At 60.1% G+C, this 16,998-nt stretch carries 17 protein-coding genes and 1 tRNA gene; 7 read left to right on the top strand and 11 right to left on the bottom strand.

What is annotated here, in order from left to right; all coding sequences use genetic code 11:
- Window positions 1–91: 91 nt before the first annotated feature.
- Entirely contained in the window at window positions 92–916 is an 825-nt protein-coding gene (locus tag QZZ60_RS02520) for a phosphodiesterase (protein WP_295637342.1), read from the top strand.
- A 177-nt stretch (window positions 917–1,093) separates the two neighbouring features.
- Here QZZ60_RS02520 and QZZ60_RS02515 read toward each other — a convergent pair whose 3' ends face one another.
- The 11 genes from QZZ60_RS02515 to QZZ60_RS02465 form a co-directional block, all read right to left on the bottom strand.
- On the bottom strand, window positions 1,094–1,708 hold the full coding sequence (locus QZZ60_RS02515) for a hypothetical protein (RefSeq protein ID WP_295637339.1): 615 nt from the start codon (window positions 1,706–1,708) through the stop codon (window positions 1,094–1,096).
- A complete protein-coding gene (locus QZZ60_RS02510) occupies window positions 1,705–2,784 on the bottom strand; it encodes a LacI family DNA-binding transcriptional regulator (protein WP_295637337.1) in 1,080 nt (359 codons plus the stop codon). The genes QZZ60_RS02515 and QZZ60_RS02510 overlap by 4 nt, the downstream gene beginning before the upstream one ends.
- Before the next feature lie 322 nt (window positions 2,785–3,106).
- A complete protein-coding gene (locus QZZ60_RS02505) occupies window positions 3,107–4,096 on the bottom strand; it encodes a metallophosphoesterase (protein WP_295637334.1) in 990 nt (329 codons plus the stop codon).
- A gap of 498 nt (window positions 4,097–4,594) precedes the next feature.
- Window positions 4,595–5,110: a TonB family protein gene (locus tag QZZ60_RS02500; RefSeq protein ID WP_295637332.1), complete on the bottom strand. Its 516-nt coding sequence runs from the start codon at window positions 5,108–5,110 to the stop codon at window positions 4,595–4,597.
- 4 nt (window positions 5,111–5,114) lie between these two features.
- Window positions 5,115–5,528, bottom strand: coding sequence for a biopolymer transporter ExbD (locus tag QZZ60_RS02495; RefSeq protein WP_295637330.1), 414 nt, complete (start codon window positions 5,526–5,528; stop codon window positions 5,115–5,117).
- A complete protein-coding gene (locus tag QZZ60_RS02490) occupies window positions 5,525–6,112 on the bottom strand; it encodes a MotA/TolQ/ExbB proton channel family protein (protein ID WP_295637326.1) in 588 nt (195 codons plus the stop codon). Before QZZ60_RS02490 ends, QZZ60_RS02495 begins: the two co-directional genes overlap by 4 nt.
- 80 nt (window positions 6,113–6,192) lie before the next feature.
- Window positions 6,193–7,929, bottom strand: coding sequence for a GTP-binding protein (locus QZZ60_RS02485; protein ID WP_295637324.1), 1,737 nt, complete (start codon window positions 7,927–7,929; stop codon window positions 6,193–6,195).
- Window positions 7,930–7,978: 49 nt separating this feature from the next.
- Window positions 7,979–9,130 carry a twin-arginine translocation signal domain-containing protein gene (locus tag QZZ60_RS02480; protein WP_295637322.1) on the bottom strand — a complete coding sequence of 384 codons (1,152 nt, stop codon included), beginning with the start codon at window positions 9,128–9,130 and terminating at the stop codon, window positions 7,979–7,981.
- Window positions 9,131–9,138: 8 nt separating this feature from the next.
- Window positions 9,139–10,539 (bottom strand): hypothetical protein, encoded by a 1,401-nt coding sequence (locus tag QZZ60_RS02475; RefSeq protein ID WP_295637320.1) that lies wholly within the window; start codon window positions 10,537–10,539, stop codon window positions 9,139–9,141.
- Window positions 10,540–10,606: 67 nt separating this feature from the next.
- Window positions 10,607–10,876, bottom strand: a complete 270-nt coding sequence (locus tag QZZ60_RS02470; protein WP_295637319.1) for a hypothetical protein — start codon at window positions 10,874–10,876, stop codon at window positions 10,607–10,609.
- The gene (locus QZZ60_RS02465; protein ID WP_295637314.1) at window positions 10,873–11,517 is read right to left on the bottom strand and encodes a GntR family transcriptional regulator; all 645 of its coding nucleotides are present in this window, start codon (window positions 11,515–11,517) and stop codon (window positions 10,873–10,875) included. The genes QZZ60_RS02470 and QZZ60_RS02465 overlap by 4 nt, the downstream gene beginning before the upstream one ends.
- Before the next feature lie 303 nt (window positions 11,518–11,820).
- On the opposite strand from QZZ60_RS02465, the gene QZZ60_RS02460 reads away from it, so the two are divergent.
- The 6 genes from QZZ60_RS02460 to QZZ60_RS02435 all read left to right on the top strand — a co-directional run.
- A complete protein-coding gene (locus QZZ60_RS02460) occupies window positions 11,821–12,999 on the top strand; it encodes a hypothetical protein (RefSeq protein WP_295637312.1) in 1,179 nt (392 codons plus the stop codon).
- Between the two features lie 158 nt (window positions 13,000–13,157).
- A tRNA-Ala gene (locus QZZ60_RS02455) sits at window positions 13,158–13,233 on the top strand.
- Between the two features lie 337 nt (window positions 13,234–13,570).
- Entirely contained in the window at window positions 13,571–14,125 is a 555-nt protein-coding gene (locus tag QZZ60_RS02450) for a hypothetical protein (protein ID WP_295637310.1), read from the top strand.
- A gap of 80 nt (window positions 14,126–14,205) precedes the next feature.
- Window positions 14,206–14,925 carry a hypothetical protein gene (locus QZZ60_RS02445; protein WP_295637309.1) on the top strand — a complete coding sequence of 240 codons (720 nt, stop codon included), beginning with the start codon at window positions 14,206–14,208 and terminating at the stop codon, window positions 14,923–14,925.
- 44 nt (window positions 14,926–14,969) lie between these two features.
- The gene (locus QZZ60_RS02440) at window positions 14,970–16,139 is read left to right on the top strand and encodes a GTPase (RefSeq protein WP_295637308.1); all 1,170 of its coding nucleotides are present in this window, start codon (window positions 14,970–14,972) and stop codon (window positions 16,137–16,139) included.
- Window positions 16,136–16,998, top strand: an 863-nt coding sequence (locus QZZ60_RS02435; RefSeq protein ID WP_295637305.1) for a GTPase, incomplete at its 3' end; no start/stop codon positions are given. The genes QZZ60_RS02440 and QZZ60_RS02435, both read left to right, overlap by 4 nt.

The raw sequence follows: 16,998 nt of genomic DNA, 5'->3' as shown, positions 1-16,998 counted from the left end.
CGTTCGTGTCGTCGGTCCGTCCCCGGGTGACGGAGGGGAAACGCATCTGACCCGGAGGCGGAAGGGATTCCCCCTTCCGCAAGGAAACGCTATGCGCATACTTCAGATTTCAGACTTTCATCTTCGCGGTGACGGCAGGCTTTCGTTCAGGGTGGTGGACACCCCGAAATGTCTGGAGGCGGCGGCGAAGCACATTTTCGGACTCGCCCAGAAGCCGGACATGATGGTCATCACCGGCGATCTGGCCGACAGCGGGGACGAGCACGCCTACAGAATGCTTTATGAAACCTTTGCTCCGCTTCATCTTCCCATCTATGCCGTTCCCGGCAATCACGACAGGCGTGACAGAATGCGCGCCATTCTCAAGGGCTGGTGCCCGGAAAATGAGGAAACCGGGCCATGGCTGTGCTATGCCGTGGAAGAGGACGAGGTGCGCTTTCTCATGATGGACAGCATGAGCCCCGGCTCGCATTCCGGACATATGCCCGAACGATGCGCCGCGTGGCTGGAAAAGGAGCTGGCCCGCCGTCCTGGCGTGCCTACGCTGCTTTTCATGCATCATCCGCCGTTCGTCACGGGCATGGGCGCCATGGACGAGCCTTATGAGAACGTCGACCGGCTGCGCGGAATTCTGGAAAAGGCTCCCTGGGTGCGTCTGTGCTGCGGCCACATGCATCGTCCCATATTCACGCAGTGGGCCGGGGTGATGGCGCTCACCGCGCCCGCGGCTTCCATGCAGATAGATCTCGACCTTTCTCCTGAAGGCGGTGACACCTTTGTCATGGAGGCTCCCGGCTATCTGCTTCATGACTGGCGGAACGGCGCATGGAACACCCATGTCTGTCAGATCTACGGCACGCCTACCTATGCCGGACCGTATCGTTTTCTTGATTCCGTGAACCCCACGGAAGAATGATGCTGCCCTCGCGGCATTCAGCCAGTCCCCGGGCCGGAATGCCGCGTGCTATGTCAGGGTCCCCTGTCCCTGTCATTCCTCCTCGAGAAAGGCCGTCGCTTCATGTGAAGCGGCGGCCTTTTTCCGTCACTGCGGGGCGTTCGGAGCGCATGCACGCGCCCGTGCAGAATGATTTTCTCAGCGGCAGAGACCGTTTTCCGTGGCGGTGTTCCAGGGGCGGCAGTGGCCGAGATCGCAGGCACGTTTCAAGTCGTCGCAGGCTTCGGAGTTCTTGCCTTCAAGAAAGGCTCCTGCAGAGCGGTACACATAGATGAGAGGCTCTCTGGGGTTGATTTTTTCCGCATAGGCGAAATCGCGCCGGGCTCCTTCGGGCTGGTGCTGCTTGAGGCAGATGAGTCCCCGCGTGGCGTAGGCTTCCGCCGTGGGGGAAAGGCGTATGGCGCGCGTGGCGTCATCGAAGGCTTCGTTGAAGTAGCCGAGGTCGCTCAGCGCCAGACTGCGCATGAGATAGGGGGCGGGGTCCAGCGGATCGGCGGACACGGCCTTGTCCAGAAGTGCGGCGGCCTGTTCCGGGTCGGTGCATTCGCCGGAAGCCGTCCAGTATTCCATGGCCTGCGCAAGATAGCTCTGAGCTTCGGGAGAGACGCCGTAGGTGGCCTTGCGGTCGGGCTGTCTGACTTCGGCGGAGGGAGGCGTTTTTTTCTCATCCCCCGTGAAGGGAAGGGAAAAGGGCATCTTGCTGCATCCTGCGAGCATGAGAAGGGAAAGAACGCAGAGCGCGAGGTGTTTCATGATTTCTCCTGCAGAGTCTGTCGTGCGGGCGCCGTGGAACGGCGCTCCAGCAGGCGATGGGTGTATTCCATGCGGGTGATGTCACCGACGCAGCTGCCGCCGCAGATGCGTTCGTAGAGGATGTCGAAGGCGCTGCGACCTCTGGCTTCGGTCTGCTGCTCCACGGTGGTGAGGCCGACGCGGGCAATGCGGGAGGAGGAAAGGTTGTTGAAGCCGCACACGCTGTAATCTTCGGGAACCCTGAATCCTTTTGCCGCAATGGCGTCGAGCACGCCGTAGGCAATGAAGTCGTTGACGGCCACGAAGCCGGAAATGCGGCTTTTCTTTTTGAGGCATTCCAGAGTGAGCTCGTAACCTATTCTCTGTTCCAGATCTATGCTGTGGAGCTCTTCCTGCGGAGTGTAGTCCCGCGTGAACACCTGGACGGAACAGCCCGGCCGTTCGGCGTAGGTGTCCTTCACGCCCTGAAGACGGCGCAGGCGGATGGCGTTGGCGGCGTTCATCATGGCGGAGATGAACGCTATGTGCCTGTGCCCGAGTTCGAGCATGTGGCGTCCGATGATGACGCCGGCACTGTAGTTGTCGAGCTCCACGGTGTCGACTTTCGGGCTGGAGTTTCTGTCTCCCAGAACCACGATGGGAATCTTGCCGTTGACCTTCTCCACCTTGCGCAGGCTCTGGGGCGTGAGGGTGAATATCATGCCGGCCGCTCCCAGGGCGAGCGCCATGTCCAGGACTTCCTCTTCCTTGCGGGCTTCGCGGTAGGTGGTGAAGATGAGCGTGGAATAGCTGTGTTCCTCGGCGGCCTGCTGTATGGCCTGCACGAGTCCTGAATAGTAGGCGTTGGCGATGTTCGGCGTGACGATGAACACCACGTTTCTTCCCGGAAGCTGTCCCTTGGAAAGACGCGACGGTGCATGGTAGCCAAGTTCCTTGGCGGCCTGTCGGACTTTCTGCACCGTTTCCCGGGCGAAGGATACGTCGGCCCGGGCGTTGAGAATCATGGAAACGGAGCTCAGCGACACGCCTGCGCGGCGGCTCACGTCTCCCAGCGTCACTTTTTTCTTGCTGTTCACGGCGGTTCTCCAGAACTGGAAGGCTAACGATATGCCGTGGTTTCGTCAAATGGCCGTGCCCGTTTTCCGAAAAGCGAAGAGCCCGCGCTGCGCGGCAGGGACGAGTGGCCTGCTCTGCGCGGGGAGTATTATATCCTCGAGGAGCGTGAGCATTTCGGCGGCAGGCTGACAGGCCCGGAGTCCGGGCTGTTCATCATGCTGCGCTGCGTTTTCGCATGGGACGTCTTGAAAACGACCAAGGCTCCGTTTCCGGGCAGGAAACGGAGCCTTGGTCAAAGAGTTGCAGGAGGCGGGGAGCCTGTGCGAAAGCGTGATGCCGTGATCAGAGCGTTCTTTCCAGTTCGTAGCTGGGCTGGCGGCCGTAGCCGGAAATGGAAATGTGGTAGGACTTGCCTTTTCTGCTCACTTCCAGAACGGAGAACTGGTTGTCCTTGTGGACGTCGCGTCCCTTTTCGGCGCTGGTGACGTCCCAGGTGCGGTAGTCGTTCACGCCGACGTTGCCGTTGAGCACGACGTAGTGAATGCCCTTGATGTTGGAGTAGCCGCCCTGATGGTCATGGCCGGAAATGACGGCGAGCACCTTGCCGCTTTCTTCCAGAACGGCGCGCACGGCCGAGGCGTTCTTGATGTTGTGGTCCTGGGTGTCCACGCGGTCGAGGGTCTGATGGCTGAACACGATCACGGGCTTGCCGGTCTTTTTGAGATCGTCCTTCAGCCAGTCCATTTCCTGCGGAGGAATGGTGGTGTCCACCCATGTCCAGAAGGTGTCTTCGGGCGTGTTCATGTCGTAGGGGCGGAACTTGTCGGGCGTGTAGTCGGCGTCGAGCACGATGCAGTGCACGTCTCCGGCATCATAGGAGTAGTAGGTCCTGCCCTTTTCGATGCCGGTGTTGGTCACGCCGGAAAGAAATTCGTCGCGCCTGAGGTTGTCGAAGTCGTGGTTGCCGAGCACATGATAGGCGGGAATGCCGAGAGAGGTGTACAGCGTTTCGATTTCACGGAGATTGGCGGCGGGATCGGTGCCCTTGGCGAGAGTGTCCACAAAGTCGCCGAGTTCTATGATGAAGGCGGGCTTTTCCTTCTTCATGGCGTCGATGAACACCTTCATCTTGTCCATGGAGGCCGAATAGATGCGGGTGCTGCTGTCGGCCTTGGTGGTCTTGTGCATGTCGGTGATGATGCCGGCCTTGAGGATAAGCTTTTTTTCCTTGGCTTCGGCGGAGGCGGCGCCGGTCAGGATGCCGGCGGCGGCGCAGGCCGTGGCGGCCATGCCCATCTTCAGAATGTCGCGGCGAGCAATGTTTTTTGCCATGCTCTTTCTCCCATGATTGACGTTGTTGTCTGTATGATGAAATTTTTTATTTTTGCAGAAGGCGACCTTCAGGAGGCTCTGCCTTTGCCGCATCCGTAGTCGGAACTCCTTTCCGGCGCAGGCGGAACGGCATGAATGCAGGAATGGTAGACGACATGAATTCTTCCGTCCTGAAGGATGTTGCCCTCACGCATGTATAGATGCGTCCGAATCATGACGTCATTATGTCGGACATATGGAGATATGGTAACGTTTGCCTTTCTGCTTTGAGTCCCGAGCTGCGACGGAAAATACGGATCGTAAGTCCGATGCGGCTTTCACGGGAAGGGAGGTCGTGCCGGGGGAAAGATTGCAGGGCCTCGCGAAGGGATGAGGGGGCCCTTCTTCGCCGAAGCGATGCCGCATCCGACGTCGGAAGGCAGGGCATGCGGGGGAACGATTCTTTGGATGGCCGGTCTTTCCGAACAAGGAGGAAGAGCCGGGCGGGAAACGGTCGCATTATTTCAGGTCGTACTGATACTTCACGGGCAGAGAGACGTGTATGGGGTCTGCGCCGAGGATGGTCGGACGCCGGATGACGCCGCTTGCGGACCGTACCGCGCGCAGGGCGGAGGCATCGAGTTCCGGTCTGCCGGAGGAGGTGACGATGCGCACGTCGTGAAAGGTGCCGTCGCCTGCTATGGTGAAGGAGGCAAGGGCCACGCCTATGAGCGACGTGTCTCCGGCATCGAGTCTTCGGGCGTGAATGGCGTCGTCCACGTCGTCGAGATAGCGCAGGTAGGCGCGTCTTTTCTGATTCAGCTTTTCCGTCTCCTCCCTGTCGCTTCCCGAAGCGGACTGAAGCCCCGTGCCGGGGCGTGTCCCGCTGCGCGACAGTGCGGACTCGCTGTCCATTTCCAGAACGGCGCGGAAGGCCGGGGGCGTCTGTTCTTCAGGGGCATGAACGAGCGTCAGCGAAAAGTGCAGAAAGAGCGACAGCGCGATGCCTGTCCACAGTCGTTCGCCGTCCGTCATGACGTTACCTTTCTCCCGGGCGCGAGGTGGCCACCATGAGCTTTTCGCCGCCGAGCATTCGTACTTCGTCCACCACGAAGACAAGCGCTTCCACCGGAGCCTGCGGGCTGGCCTTCAGCACGAGCTGCCCCGGCTCCTTGCGGAAGCTCCGCACGATGTCCTGAAGCTTGTAACGCAGAAATTCCCGTTCCACGGGCACGCCGTCGCAGAAGAAGGAGCCGTCTTCCTCAAGCCGCACTTCCACCACCCTGCCGGAAAGAGCCTGACTGGAATGGGCGGGAGGCAGATCTATGTCCAGCCCCCTCACGGCAAAGGCCGAGGCGACGATGAAGAAGATGAGCAGGATGAATATCACGTCCATGACGGGCGTGAGGTCGAGTTCGGCTCCGGGCCTTTTTTTCGGGCGCAGGCGGATCATTGCGCTTCTCCGTCCGCGGCGAGGACGGCGTTGGCCGTTTCCGACAGGGCCGAGGCCGCCTCATCAGCGCGCGTCTGGAAATAGTGCAGAAAGAACAGGGCGGGAATGGCGATGAAAAGACCGGTGGCCGTGGTGATGAGGGCCTGCCAGATGCCGCCTGCCAGCTGATTCATGTTGACGCCCGCCTGCGCGTCGGCGATTTCGGAAAAGGTTTCTATCATGCCGAGAACCGTGCCGAGCAGTCCCATGAGCGGCGCCAGTCTTGCCAGTATGGAAAGCAGGGCAAGCCTTGCCTCCAGTTTTCGCACCACGGCGTCGCCTTCAATGCGCAGCGCGGCTTCCCTGCCCGGTCCTTCTGCGGCAAGCAGCGAGGAAAAACGGCGCAGCGCCTCCACCTTGTCGAGCTCGGCGAAAAGAGGCGTACTGTCGCCCTGCACCACCTTTTCCAGAAGCTCCGTCATGCGACGCGAGGGAAAACGGAAGGAGGAGAAGAGCAGAAGCCGTTCGATGATGATGGCCGTCACCGTAACGGAAACAAGCGTCAGCGGCCACATCATCCAGCCGCCCATGAGCAACAGATTCATGCACTTCTCCTTCCGTTTGTGCCGCCTTTTCGCGGAGGGGCGGCAGCCTCGCACTGCCGGAAATCAGACAGTTCGGACGGTCATACCGCAAGCGCCGTGCCGATGAGCACAAGGTCAGTGGGGGATTCTTCCGGTGCGGGGGTTATTTCCAGACGTCCGGCGGCGTACTGTACTACGCATATTCCCTCCCCTTCGACGGGGATGATGCCCTTGGCCCGGCACAGTCCGGGACCTGCGCTTTGCAGGATTTCTTCAAGGTCGGCTGCGGAAACCGGCCCGTCGAACTCCAGCGCCTTTGCCTCGTAGCCTTCATCGGCGTGGGTGACGATGTGCGTTCCCATGGGCATGAGTCTCGGTGCGTGCGAGGGAAGGCGTGTTTTGCCGTGGGCGTCTGTCCAGGCATCAAGCTCGGCAAAGGGAATGCTACCGTAGCGTGCGGGAAGTATGAGGGCCTTGCCGTTGAGGGCGTGCAGCCGTTCCGTGAGGCTTGCCAGAGCCCCGGCGGAAACCGTGTCGCTCTTGTTGAGAATGATGACGTCAGCCTTTTCCAGCTGCGCCCTGCGTATGCCGGCTTCTTCGGGATGCCTGTCTGATTCTTCTCTGCCGCAGAGGTCGAGCGCATCGGCCACGGTGATGACAAGGCCCGGAACGACAAGGTCTCGCAGGTCGTCGAGAGCCGCCATGATGTTGTCGGGGTTGGCCAGTCCCGTGGTCTCAAGAACGAATTGCTCGGCGGGCATGGCGGAAATGATGCGTTCAAGTCCGGGCCTGAGGCTGTCGGCCAGGGAACAGCATACGCATCCTTCGTCCAGAGCTTCCACGAGCGTGTCGCCTTTCATGAGCGTGGCGTCGAGCTCCACCTTGCCGAATTCGTTCTGAATGACGCCGGTGTAGCGTTCCCTGCCGTGCAGAAAGTCCAGCCAGCGGCGCAGAAACGTGGTCTTGCCCGCACCGAGAAAGCCCGTGAGCACGTGCAGCACGGGTTTGTCCGGCGTTTCCAGAGCTTCCGGCCGGTGTCGTGCGGGAATGGCGCGCAGAGGGAAGAGCGCCTCGCCTTCCATGGCCATGGAAGGCCCGAACGCGGCCGTGAGACTGAGCAGAATTTCCTGTTCGTCCCTGCACTCTTCCAGCGTGCCGTCGGCATGAAAGAGACGGCGGGGAACGCCGGTCATGCCGCGGGAAACGGCGGCGCTTTCTCCGGTCTGCTGTTCGGCCGTGGCGGCCAGGACGGCAAAGAGCCTGAGAAAAAGACGGAAGGCGGGCACGTCGCATTCCGGTTCTCCGGGAGCCACCAGCCAGCCGTCCGCGGCCGCTATGCCGTCGGCGGCAAGAACGCGGTGCCTTGCCGGTGCTTCCAGTGTGAGCGCCAGCCCTTCACCCGAAAAGGCGACGTCCATGCGAAGAGAACCGAGCAAAAAGGGCAGAAGCTCCCTTTCACTGCCGGAAAATTCCCTGACGGCGTCTTCATAGTGCGGGGAGAGCGCGAAGCGCAGGGCGTCGAGGGGAAAGGCGTCCAGCAGGGGGGAGTCGGAAGGAGGAAAGATGTAGAGGCTGAAGCAGCCTCGAAGACAGGGGCCTTGTCGTAGGGAGTCGTCGCGTGCTTCTCCGTCGAAGCGGAGGCCGAACACGCTCTCAGCTCCGGCCACCCGGCATGTCCATGCCGGGTGGCTGGAGGCGCAGGGGCGAACGCCCCGCCAGCCCAGGGCTCTGGCGCGGGTGCGTTCGAAATGGGCGGCCATGATCAGCGAGGTAAGAATGCTGGCGCAGTCGGAATCGCTGCCGCCGAGAGCGCGCGGAAGAATGTCGTGCAGTTTCATGGCCGCTCCTTGAGGGCGGGGCGCGCTTCGGGCGCGCCCCGAAGGAGGGTTAGCCGGGGAAGGTGATGATGTCGCCGTTGCCCAGATAGTTGGTGGTCTTGGAGCGGAAGCGCGCCGTGCCCTTCACCACCGGGTAGCCGGCATCCACGAACTTCTGCGCCGTGATGAGGCCTGTGCAGTGGTTGCAGCCCACGCGCTGGAGGTTCCACTTCTTCAGGCCGATGACGAGGTCGTCGTACTTGGGGTCCCAGTCGTCGAAGGGGGAGATGTGCAGGCCGCCGTAGAGGCCGTAGAACTTGTCGCCTTCGTACTTGAGTTCCTTGTAGGCCGTGTCGGCAAACAGGATAATGCCCTGATGGCAGCAGCCCGTGATGCTCACAAGACCCACGTCCTTCACGTTGCAGTACAGCGACATTTCACCGTACACCTTGAAGATGATGGGGCATTCGAACTGGTAGAGCGCAACGCCGGGCTGAAGGGAGTAGAGACCCTTCTTGACTTCGGTCCATTCGCCCACGTGACCGGAATCCTTGAGGTACTGCTTGCCCTGCGGATAGAAGGTGTTGGGCGTGTATACGTGGATGTTCGGAGCGTACTTCGCCACCACGGGGAAGGCCCAGTAGTGATCCATGTGTTCGTGCGTCTGGATGAAGCCGGCGATTTCGCCGTTGGCGAGCATGTTGTCTATGCCCTCGCGCTTGAAGCTTTCCTCCATCCAGTCGTAGTTCCAGCCGCAGTCGAACAGATACTTGGTCTTGGTTCCGTCCATGGCCTCGACTTCCACAAGGCAGGAGAATCCGCCCGCATTGTCGGCGTCCACGGAATTTTCCTTGGTGATGGCCCAGGCTTCGTGCAGCTGTCCCTTCTTGAGGTAGGGACGTATCCTTTCCATGCCTTCCTCATAGGTGCCCTTGCCTATGCCCTGACCGTTGCCGAAGGGCGCCCAGTTGTAGGTGTACTGATCCACGAGCAGTCCGCCTGCACCGGTGACGTTCTTCATGAAGATGCCGTTGTCGAACCAGCTTGTTTCGGAAATGTTGGTCACCTTCACCGACTTGCACACGCCGAAGTCGGCCATTTTGCGTTCCACTTCCGGCAGGAATGCTCTGCGCATGGGCGTGTAGGAATAAAGTCCCATGGCTCCAAGTGCGCCGGCGCCGATGCCGAGGGAGGCGCCTTTGAGAAATTCACGTCTGTTCATAAGGACTCCTACTTCACCAGAGTGAAGGTTGCGCTGCAGATGGGCAGCAGCCAGACGATGAGGAAGTACAGGGCCACGCCGACCAGGATGCCGAACAGAAGGCCGGGCTTCATGGCGGGATTCCAGGCGTGGTCGACTTCGATGTGTCGTCTTTCTTCGGCAAGGTCTTCGGCGGTCTTGAATTCACGCCGCCAGCCGGGCCAGCCGTCCATGAACCACCAGTTGATGAGCCAGATGTCGATGAGCCAGATGGTGGGAATCATGGGGAACTGCTGCGGATGTGAAAAGCCCTTCTGCGTGCCGAGAATGAAGTGGGCGTAACGGTAGTACAGGCAGTAAAGAATGATGCCGCCGACAATGACGAGGCCGGTACGGATGAGAACGTTGACGGGAGTGCTGAACTTCGTGGGCCAGTTTTCGCAGTAGAACTGCACAAAGAGCGCGGGCACGAGGAAGAATATGGCCGTTTCGCCGACGTGCAGCCAGCGCCAGTCGGGAGCCGCGTCGCGGCGATGACCGCGGATGGCGTCGCCCCACACGAGTTCCTGCATGTACCAGAAGAACAGGCACAGCGCCCAGGCGATGACGATGATGCCCACAAACAGCGCGATGCGGCGGGGCCAGTCGCGCTTGATCATGGTGAAGGGATACCGCTCCCATATGCCTTCCACGAACCACACCACCACGGTGCAGCACATGATCCACGCCACGTGGAAGTTGGCAGACACGGTCTGTGCAAAGTCTTCCCAGTAGGGCGGGCAGATGGCCGTGAAGTACTGCCAGGGATAATACAGGATGCCCATGTGGTTGTGCATGGTCATGAAGTAGATGACGAGACTGAGGCAGAAGGTTCCGAGCCAGATGCTGAAGCCGCGCACGGGCTGCGGAGAGTTCGCCCAGGGCTGTCCTTCCAGGGCGACCACCCATGCGGGACTGATCCAGGAGGCGATGACGGCGAACATCATGCAGGCCTGCGCCGCGTATTCGGTGGAATAGAATTCCGTGAGACCGAGCTTTTCCAGCTGGGCGGGATTGAAGTAGGCGAAGGCGAAGTTGCCGAGCACGCCCTCAAAGAAGCCGTGGATGAAGAATATCATCGTGCCCACGGAAATGAGCGCCAGCACGAGTCCCTTCTGCAGAGGATGGGCATTGCGTATCCAGTCTTTCTTGAAGGGCCAGAAGTCGAAGGTATAGGCCATCCAGATGAGGATGATGAGCCACCAGCGACAGTAGTTGTAGCCCACGTAGGGAGTGTAGAAACGCATGATGCCGCGCGGGTCCTGGAAGACCCACCATGTCACCGCAAAGATGAGCAGCGTGAACGCCAGATTCATGAGCGCGGGGATGGGGCCTCTCCATCTTTTGACGAGCTTGCGCTCTTCAAGATAAGGAAGCTGTTCCTGAGACATAGGTTCCTCCTTGTTTCAGTCGGGGTGCGCCGCTCTTCCTCCCGGGCGGCGCCGGGGGCCTTCGCCCTTATGCGTTCAGGGCGTCCTTGCCGTATATGGCCCTTACGACCAGCGCGGCCTTTTCGTTTTGAGACATCCCGGTGACGTCACCTCCGAGCCGGGCAGCCTCCATGTCCAGCATGGCTCCTGAAAATTCGGGAGGCAGCATGGACAGGTAGTCTGGTTCTGACGAAGCGTCGGGCGAGGCTTCCTGCCGTGCCGTCGCGTCGTCCTGGGTACGGGAACGGAACAGGCCATGCAGAAATTCCTTGCGGCTCATGACGTGACGCGTGCTCATGGTTGTTCCGCCAGTTTTTTGAGCGTTGAGAAGTAGGCCTGCGCGGCAGCTGCGGCATCGGCGGCGTCGGCATGGCGCATGGCGCTCAGTATGCGGGCCAGATGCGAGAAGACCAGTTCCTTCTGCGGAAGGTCGCAGGCGTTGAACAGGCGCACGAGTGATTTTCCGTCGGGCAGACAGGCCGCGAGAGAAGCGCTCACGCTGCTGTTGTTGATGAAGCGTGCGGCGTCCATGAAGAACTGCATGTGCGCCTGCACGAAAACCTTGATGTCGTCGTTTCTGAGCGCCGTTCCTGCAACGGGGAGTATTCTTTCAAGGCACAGTATCTGCGAGGGCCGTATGATGAGGGACGAGGCGTGAATGATGGGAGGCACGATGATCAGGCCCGCACAGATTCTGTCGAGCAGGGGACACTGCGCCGGATGCTCCACAGGCAGCGCCCGCACGCGCGTGCCGCTGCCGTGCAGCGTTTCCAGAATGCCCCGTCCCGCCAGAGCGCTTATGGCAGCACGCAGGGTCGTGCGGTTGACGTGCATTTCCTCGGCAAGCTGACGTTCGGCGGGCAGGCGCTCGAACAGCTTCCAGCGTCCCTCCATGAGCGCCTGTTCCAGCTGCTGTTCAATCAGTTTCTGCTTGTTCATCAGGGACTCCCGCGGCCTTTTGCCCTTTGTCCATGATACTAGTTTTGCGCTGCAGGGGAAAAAGACTCAAGTCTTTTTCAAAAAAAGAAGGATTTTTGATAACAGGCTGAGTTAATGATTTTAAATATAAAATAATGGTTCATCCACTAAAGAGCTTTTCGGAAAATGCTTTCAATGAAATGTCATGTTTTCAGGGTGGTGACGGTTTTTTATGCAGAATGGTAAATTTTGGTTTAACCAATTTACATTGACGTCATTTTTCCGTAAATTGCAGAGAAGACCTCAATCGGCGCGGAGGCGGCTATGGACTTCTCTCTTTGGGCCTCAGGCTTTCCCGGTTTGCTGTGGGAACTGGAGCATCGCCGTTCGCGCATCCGTCTGCTGAACGGCTGGGAGCTTCCCGCTCTCGGCGAGGACACCTCTCGGCTGCTCAAGGACGTTCGCTTTCGCAGGCGAGTGGTCATGAAGTCGGATCATACGCTGCTCGGCGAGTTCTGGGAAATGGTGACGAGCCGTCAGGCGGCCATGGTGTCGTTCCGTCTCAACGCGACTCCCCACCATGCCTGTGTACTTCAGGGCTGGCCTGATCCTCAGGATCCGGAAAAATATTTCGGCATGCTCAAGGAAGGCGTGCTTCCCGCCACCTTCGTGGCCAACGGCGCGGCGGGCACCTGTCAGCTTGCGCTCGGCAGGGCGCAGTATCCCGTGCTCGTGCTCAGTCTGGAAGAAAGGGAGATAGTCACCTGCAACGAGGCCGCACAGTCTCTTTTCGGCGGTGCGGCGCGAGGCGGGGGCGACTTCATGCTGGAAGACATCGCGCCGGGAGAAATGGGGGAGACGCTTCTTGCCGCGTCCCGTCATGCCCTGGATGAGGAAATATGGGCCGGAACCCTCATGATGCGCAGCGGCACGGGCAGTCTGCTTGGTTCCAAGGTACGCATCTCACCCTGTTCCACGGGAACGGACATCGTGCGCATAGCGCTTTTGAACATCCCTGAGAAACCCGCTTCCTGCACGATTGCGCCCTGTGAATGTTCCGGGCGGACGCCTTCCCTGAGAGAGGGACTGGAAAGCCTGCTTGCCAGATGCCCCGGCGTGGAGGGGCTCATGTTTTCCGACATTCAGTCGGAGCGCGGCATGGTGCAGGTGTACGGCGTCGGCAGGCTTTTTTCTTCGCTGGAATGGGGACTGTCCCATGCCTATGAGGGCACCATCGCTCAGGACATCGAGCGTTTCAGCCTTGATTCCCTCATCGTGGAGGACACGCTTGACAGCATCAAGTCCATCGACTGGGCCATGTTCATTCCCTGCGGAGTGCGTTCCTACTTCGCCAAGCCCTTCTATGCCGCCGAAGGCCTGCACGCCGTGCTCATTTTCGCCTTCGGCGAGCCGTCTTCCGGCGGCATGAGCGATGCGGCCTTTCGGCCTCTCTATGAACCCTTTGCACGGCTTGTGGCCGGCTGGCGCGTGACCGGACGATAGGAGGGCAGTACGTACGCTCTTCGTGTGCCGAAAGATGGAACTTCCGGGGAGCGCGAACCTGAGGCGCGCCCCGGACAGAGGCGCGGAACGTCGCTGAAAAAAGCCTCCATTTTTTTCTTGACTATCGCGGGTCATTCTGGCAAAAGAATCTCCGCAACGGGGATGTAGCTCAGTTGGGAGAGCGCTTGAATGGCATTCAAGAGGCCAAGAGTTCAATTCTCTTCATCTCCACCAGAATTTGGAAAGGGTTTGCGGTTTGCCGCAAGCCCTTTTTCTTTTTAATCTTCGGTCATTCTCTTCGCGCGGGCTTTCGGGAGAAGGCTTGCCGGGCATTGCAACAGACGCACGTTCCGCATAAAAAATAAGGACGCCGGTCGGCGCTTTCGGAAGCGGAAGACGCTTTTCGCAAGGAAGAAACTGCGTCGGCACTTCCGCAGCGTTTGCAGGGAGGGGAGAGCCCGCCCCCTGTGAATTCCGAAAGAGACGGAAGTCGTTTTGCCCCGTGCGTGTTTCTTGGGCGTTTTTCCGGCGGCAAGCAGCGGGGACGACATTCCCGGCAGGAGGGAACATCATGACGGATGATGCACTGAAGGAACATCTTGTTCGCTACATCGCTTCTCAGGGGCAGGATTTTTCCCTGCCTTCCGGGTTCGTCGTGCCAAGGCGGCTGTCGATGACTGCCGTTGGTGGTGTCTGCGGGGGGATGCTCGTGCAAGGCCTTCGTGCCGGACAGGAAGGCCTGCTGGACAGACTGAAAAAGGCCATTTCTTCGCCGGATGAAGGATTTTCGGACATGCTTCTGCGCAAGATACGGGAAGCGGGCATGACCAATGCCGAGTGCTATCATCGGGCGAGGATCGACAGAAAGCTGTTTTCCAAAATTCTGAGCGACAGACATTACCGTACTGCAAAGAAGACGGTGCTGGCCTTTGCCCTGGCTCTTGAGCTGGACGTGGAGCAGACCCGGGAGCTTTTGGCGCGGGCGGGCTACGCGTTTTCCCCCAACGAAAGGTTTGATCTGGCCGTCGACTTTTTCATCCGTGCCGGCATGTATGACATCATGAAAATCAATGAGTACCTGCATGAACTCGACCTTCCGCTGATCGGTTCTGATACCTGCTGTTAATTGTCGCCGGACCGGCGACCTTAAGTCGTGTCGTTTCCTCTACAAGGCGGTTAAACAATCAAACGCCTTGATGAGGTACTATGAACGGCATGACCGAACTTGTCTTCATTCTCGACCGCAGCGGCTCCATGTTCGGGCTGGAGTCCGACACCATCGGCGGATTCAACGCCATGCTGGAAAAGCAGAAGAAGGCCGGGGGAACGGTTCTTCTTTCCACCATTCTTTTCAATCAGGAGAGCGTCGTCCTTCATGACAGGGTGAACGTTCTCGAGGTCCCCCCGCTTACCGGAAAGGACTATGAGGTTTCCGGCTGCACGGCGCTTTTCGACGCCGTGGGCGGAGCCGTGCAGCACGTTCGAAACGTCCATCGCTACATCAGGCCGGAAGACGTGCCCGATCACGTGCTTTTCGTCATCACCACGGACGGCATGGAAAATGCCAGTCATCGCTTTTCCGAAAGCGACGTGAAACGCATGATTGCCGAAGGCAGGGAGAAGGGATGGGAATTTCTCTTCCTCGGCGCGAACATCGACGCCGTGGCCACGGCGCGCGGCTTCGGCCTGTCCGAGGAAAACGCCGTGGACTTCGTGAACGACGGCAAAGGCATCCATACGGTTTACGAATCCCTTGCCGGTGTCTGTTCGGCGTTCGCCGCCCGGGGCGTCATCGACGGCGACTGGAAGCGGAACATTCAGAAGGACCATGCGCAGCGCTCCCGCACGCGTGACGGCGTCGCGTCCGATCCTCTGTTCTACGCTCTTTTCCGCACGGTTTACGGAAGATTCGGAAAGCGCTTCTGAGATCGGCCCCATTTCATCATTTTTTCTGTCATGGAGAACGAAACATGGACATGGATACCTTGTTGAACGAGAACGGCATGACCGACGACGGATGCTTTCACATGCTGGTGACGGGGCGTACCGGCAGCGGCAAGTCAAGTCTCATCAATGCGCTGACCGGGCGGAAGCTCTGCCGTGTCGGATGCGGGGGGCCCGTCACGCAGGACATCCGCGACTATGTCTGGGACGTCGTCCGGGAGGACGCCGGCGGACGGGAGACCATAAGAACCGTCATCACCGACGTGCCCGGCTTCGGTGAGAAAGGCAGGCATGAGGAGCGTCAGGCCGCCATGCTGGACAGACTTTCCTCGACGCATCTCATTCTGCTCGTGGTGGGAGCCCCCGACAGGGCCTGGGAGCTGGAGCGCAGCTTCATTCAGGAAGTGCTTGCGCGCGATCCTGACTTTCCCATCCTCGTGGTGGCCAACAAGATCGACCTCATGACTCCGGTACGGCAGTGGAATCCCCGCAGCATGGACCTGGAGCATCCCTCCAGCGAGAAGGAAAGGAACATTGCCGCATGGACGGAAGCGCTGCGTCGCGCGTGCAATATTCGCGCCCGCAGGCTGTTTCCGGTGTGCTCGGGGGAAGGCTTTGAGGATGCGGAGAGCCGTTACGGACTTGAGGCGCTGAAGCAGGGCATGGTGGAGGCCGTGCCGGATGCCCGGAAGGCCATGCTTGCGCGCATCATGAACGTGAAGCTGGACAAGGATTCCACGGCCGACGGCATTATCTGGAGCGCGGCGGTGTCCGCTTCCCTGGCGGCCGCCACGCCGATTCCCATAGCCGACATGGTGGCCATCACCAGCATACAGGCGGGCATGATCGTTGCGCTGGCGCATACCTACAACTGCACCATGACGCTGGGAACGGCCGCCGGCCTGGTGGGAACGGCAGGCTGTGCCGTGGGAGGCCGCATGCTTTTTCAGGCGCTCGTCAAATTCATTCCCGGCCTGGGTACCGTGGGCGGGGCCGTCCTCGGCGCGGCCGTGGCCGGTCCTCTGACGCTCACACTCGGCTATTCCTTCCGGGACCTTTTTGCCGGAGGCAATTTCCGGCCTACCGCGGAGGAAATTCAGCAGCGCATGGAGAAGAACAGAAAGAAGGCCGAGGCGCAGGCCTCCGCCCTGAACATGGCCGCGGGCAGGCGTTCCGGCCGGGGAGAGAACGCATGAACGGACAGCAGATTGCCGACATCATTCTTGAGGCGAAGTCGAAGTTCGACAGTTGCGACGAAGTGCCCACGATAGTTCTTGCGGGGCGTACCGGCAGCGGCAAGTCCAGCCTGATGAACGCGCTGGCCGGACGGCTCGTCAGCGAGACCGGCGTGATTCCCACGACGCAGACACCGGTGGAGCATGAGCTTGCGGAAGGCGGACTGCCGCTTCGTGTCGTGGACCTGCCCGGCGTGGGCGAGGCCGGAAGGCATGCGCAGAGACTGGAACACATGCTCGAAGCTCTTGCCCGGGCACACCTGCTGCTTATGACGGTACCCTGTGCATCAAGAGCTCTTGCGTACGAACGGGAGCTTGTCGGCGCCGTGCAGACGCATTACGGGACGGCTCTTCCGCTGCCCTGCATTGTGGCATGCACGAAGATAGACGCCGCAGCTCCCGTCAGGGACTGGAATCCCGCCGCGCTGAACCTCGCGTCTCCGGCTTCGGAGAAGGAAAGGAACATCGTCGCCTGGCTGGACTATGTGGAAAGAACGATGGGGCCGCACATCCGTCAGCCGTTCGGGGGAGCGACGTCTTTTCTGCCCTGCTGCGCGGGGGAGAACTGGGAAAGAGCGGAAGAGAGATACGGCATTGAGGCGCTGCGGAACGGCATCTATGAAAGCCTGCCCGACGCCGCACGCACGTATTTTGCCAGACTCGACGGTGCGCTTTGCGACAGGCGGGCGGCGGACATCATTGTTGAACACTCCGTCAGTGCGGCACTGGCCGGGCTGAATCCCCTGCCCGGCATACCCGACGCCCTTTGCATTGTTCCCATACAGATAGGGATGCTCATCAGGCGGAGCAGGCTGTATGA

The sequence above is a fragment of the uncultured Mailhella sp. genome, assembly GCF_905187505.1.
In the GTDB taxonomy this organism is placed as follows: domain Bacteria; phylum Desulfobacterota; class Desulfovibrionia; order Desulfovibrionales; family Desulfovibrionaceae; genus Mailhella.
Note: the sequence above shows the minus strand (reverse complement) of the source record. Positions and strands in the feature narration are given on the sequence as shown.

Bases quoted from the DNA above. Each gene is read 5' to 3' on its own strand.
- QZZ60_RS02520 (WP_295637342.1), top strand. From the start codon at position 92: ATGCGCATACTTCAGATTTCAGACTTTCATCTTCGCGGTGACGGCAGG.
- QZZ60_RS02515 (WP_295637339.1), bottom strand. From the start codon at position 1,708: ATGAAACACCTCGCGCTCTGCGTTCTTTCCCTTCTCATGCTCGCAGGA.
- QZZ60_RS02505 (WP_295637334.1), bottom strand. From the start codon at position 4,096: ATGGCAAAAAACATTGCTCGCCGCGACATTCTGAAGATGGGCATGGCC.
- QZZ60_RS02500 (WP_295637332.1), bottom strand. From the start codon at position 5,110: ATGACGGACGGCGAACGACTGTGGACAGGCATCGCGCTGTCGCTCTTT.
- QZZ60_RS02495 (WP_295637330.1), bottom strand. From the start codon at position 5,528: ATGATCCGCCTGCGCCCGAAAAAAAGGCCCGGAGCCGAACTCGACCTC.
- QZZ60_RS02490 (WP_295637326.1), bottom strand. From the start codon at position 6,112: ATGAATCTGTTGCTCATGGGCGGCTGGATGATGTGGCCGCTGACGCTT.
- QZZ60_RS02485 (WP_295637324.1), bottom strand. From the start codon at position 7,929: ATGAAACTGCACGACATTCTTCCGCGCGCTCTCGGCGGCAGCGATTCC.
- QZZ60_RS02480 (WP_295637322.1), bottom strand. From the start codon at position 9,130: ATGAACAGACGTGAATTTCTCAAAGGCGCCTCCCTCGGCATCGGCGCC.
- QZZ60_RS02475 (WP_295637320.1), bottom strand. From the start codon at position 10,539: ATGTCTCAGGAACAGCTTCCTTATCTTGAAGAGCGCAAGCTCGTCAAA.
- QZZ60_RS02470 (WP_295637319.1), bottom strand. From the start codon at position 10,876: ATGAGCACGCGTCACGTCATGAGCCGCAAGGAATTTCTGCATGGCCTG.
- QZZ60_RS02465 (WP_295637314.1), bottom strand. From the start codon at position 11,517: ATGAACAAGCAGAAACTGATTGAACAGCAGCTGGAACAGGCGCTCATG.
- QZZ60_RS02460 (WP_295637312.1), top strand. From the start codon at position 11,821: ATGGACTTCTCTCTTTGGGCCTCAGGCTTTCCCGGTTTGCTGTGGGAA.
- QZZ60_RS02450 (WP_295637310.1), top strand. From the start codon at position 13,571: ATGACGGATGATGCACTGAAGGAACATCTTGTTCGCTACATCGCTTCT.
- QZZ60_RS02445 (WP_295637309.1), top strand. From the start codon at position 14,206: ATGAACGGCATGACCGAACTTGTCTTCATTCTCGACCGCAGCGGCTCC.
- QZZ60_RS02440 (WP_295637308.1), top strand. From the start codon at position 14,970: ATGGACATGGATACCTTGTTGAACGAGAACGGCATGACCGACGACGGA.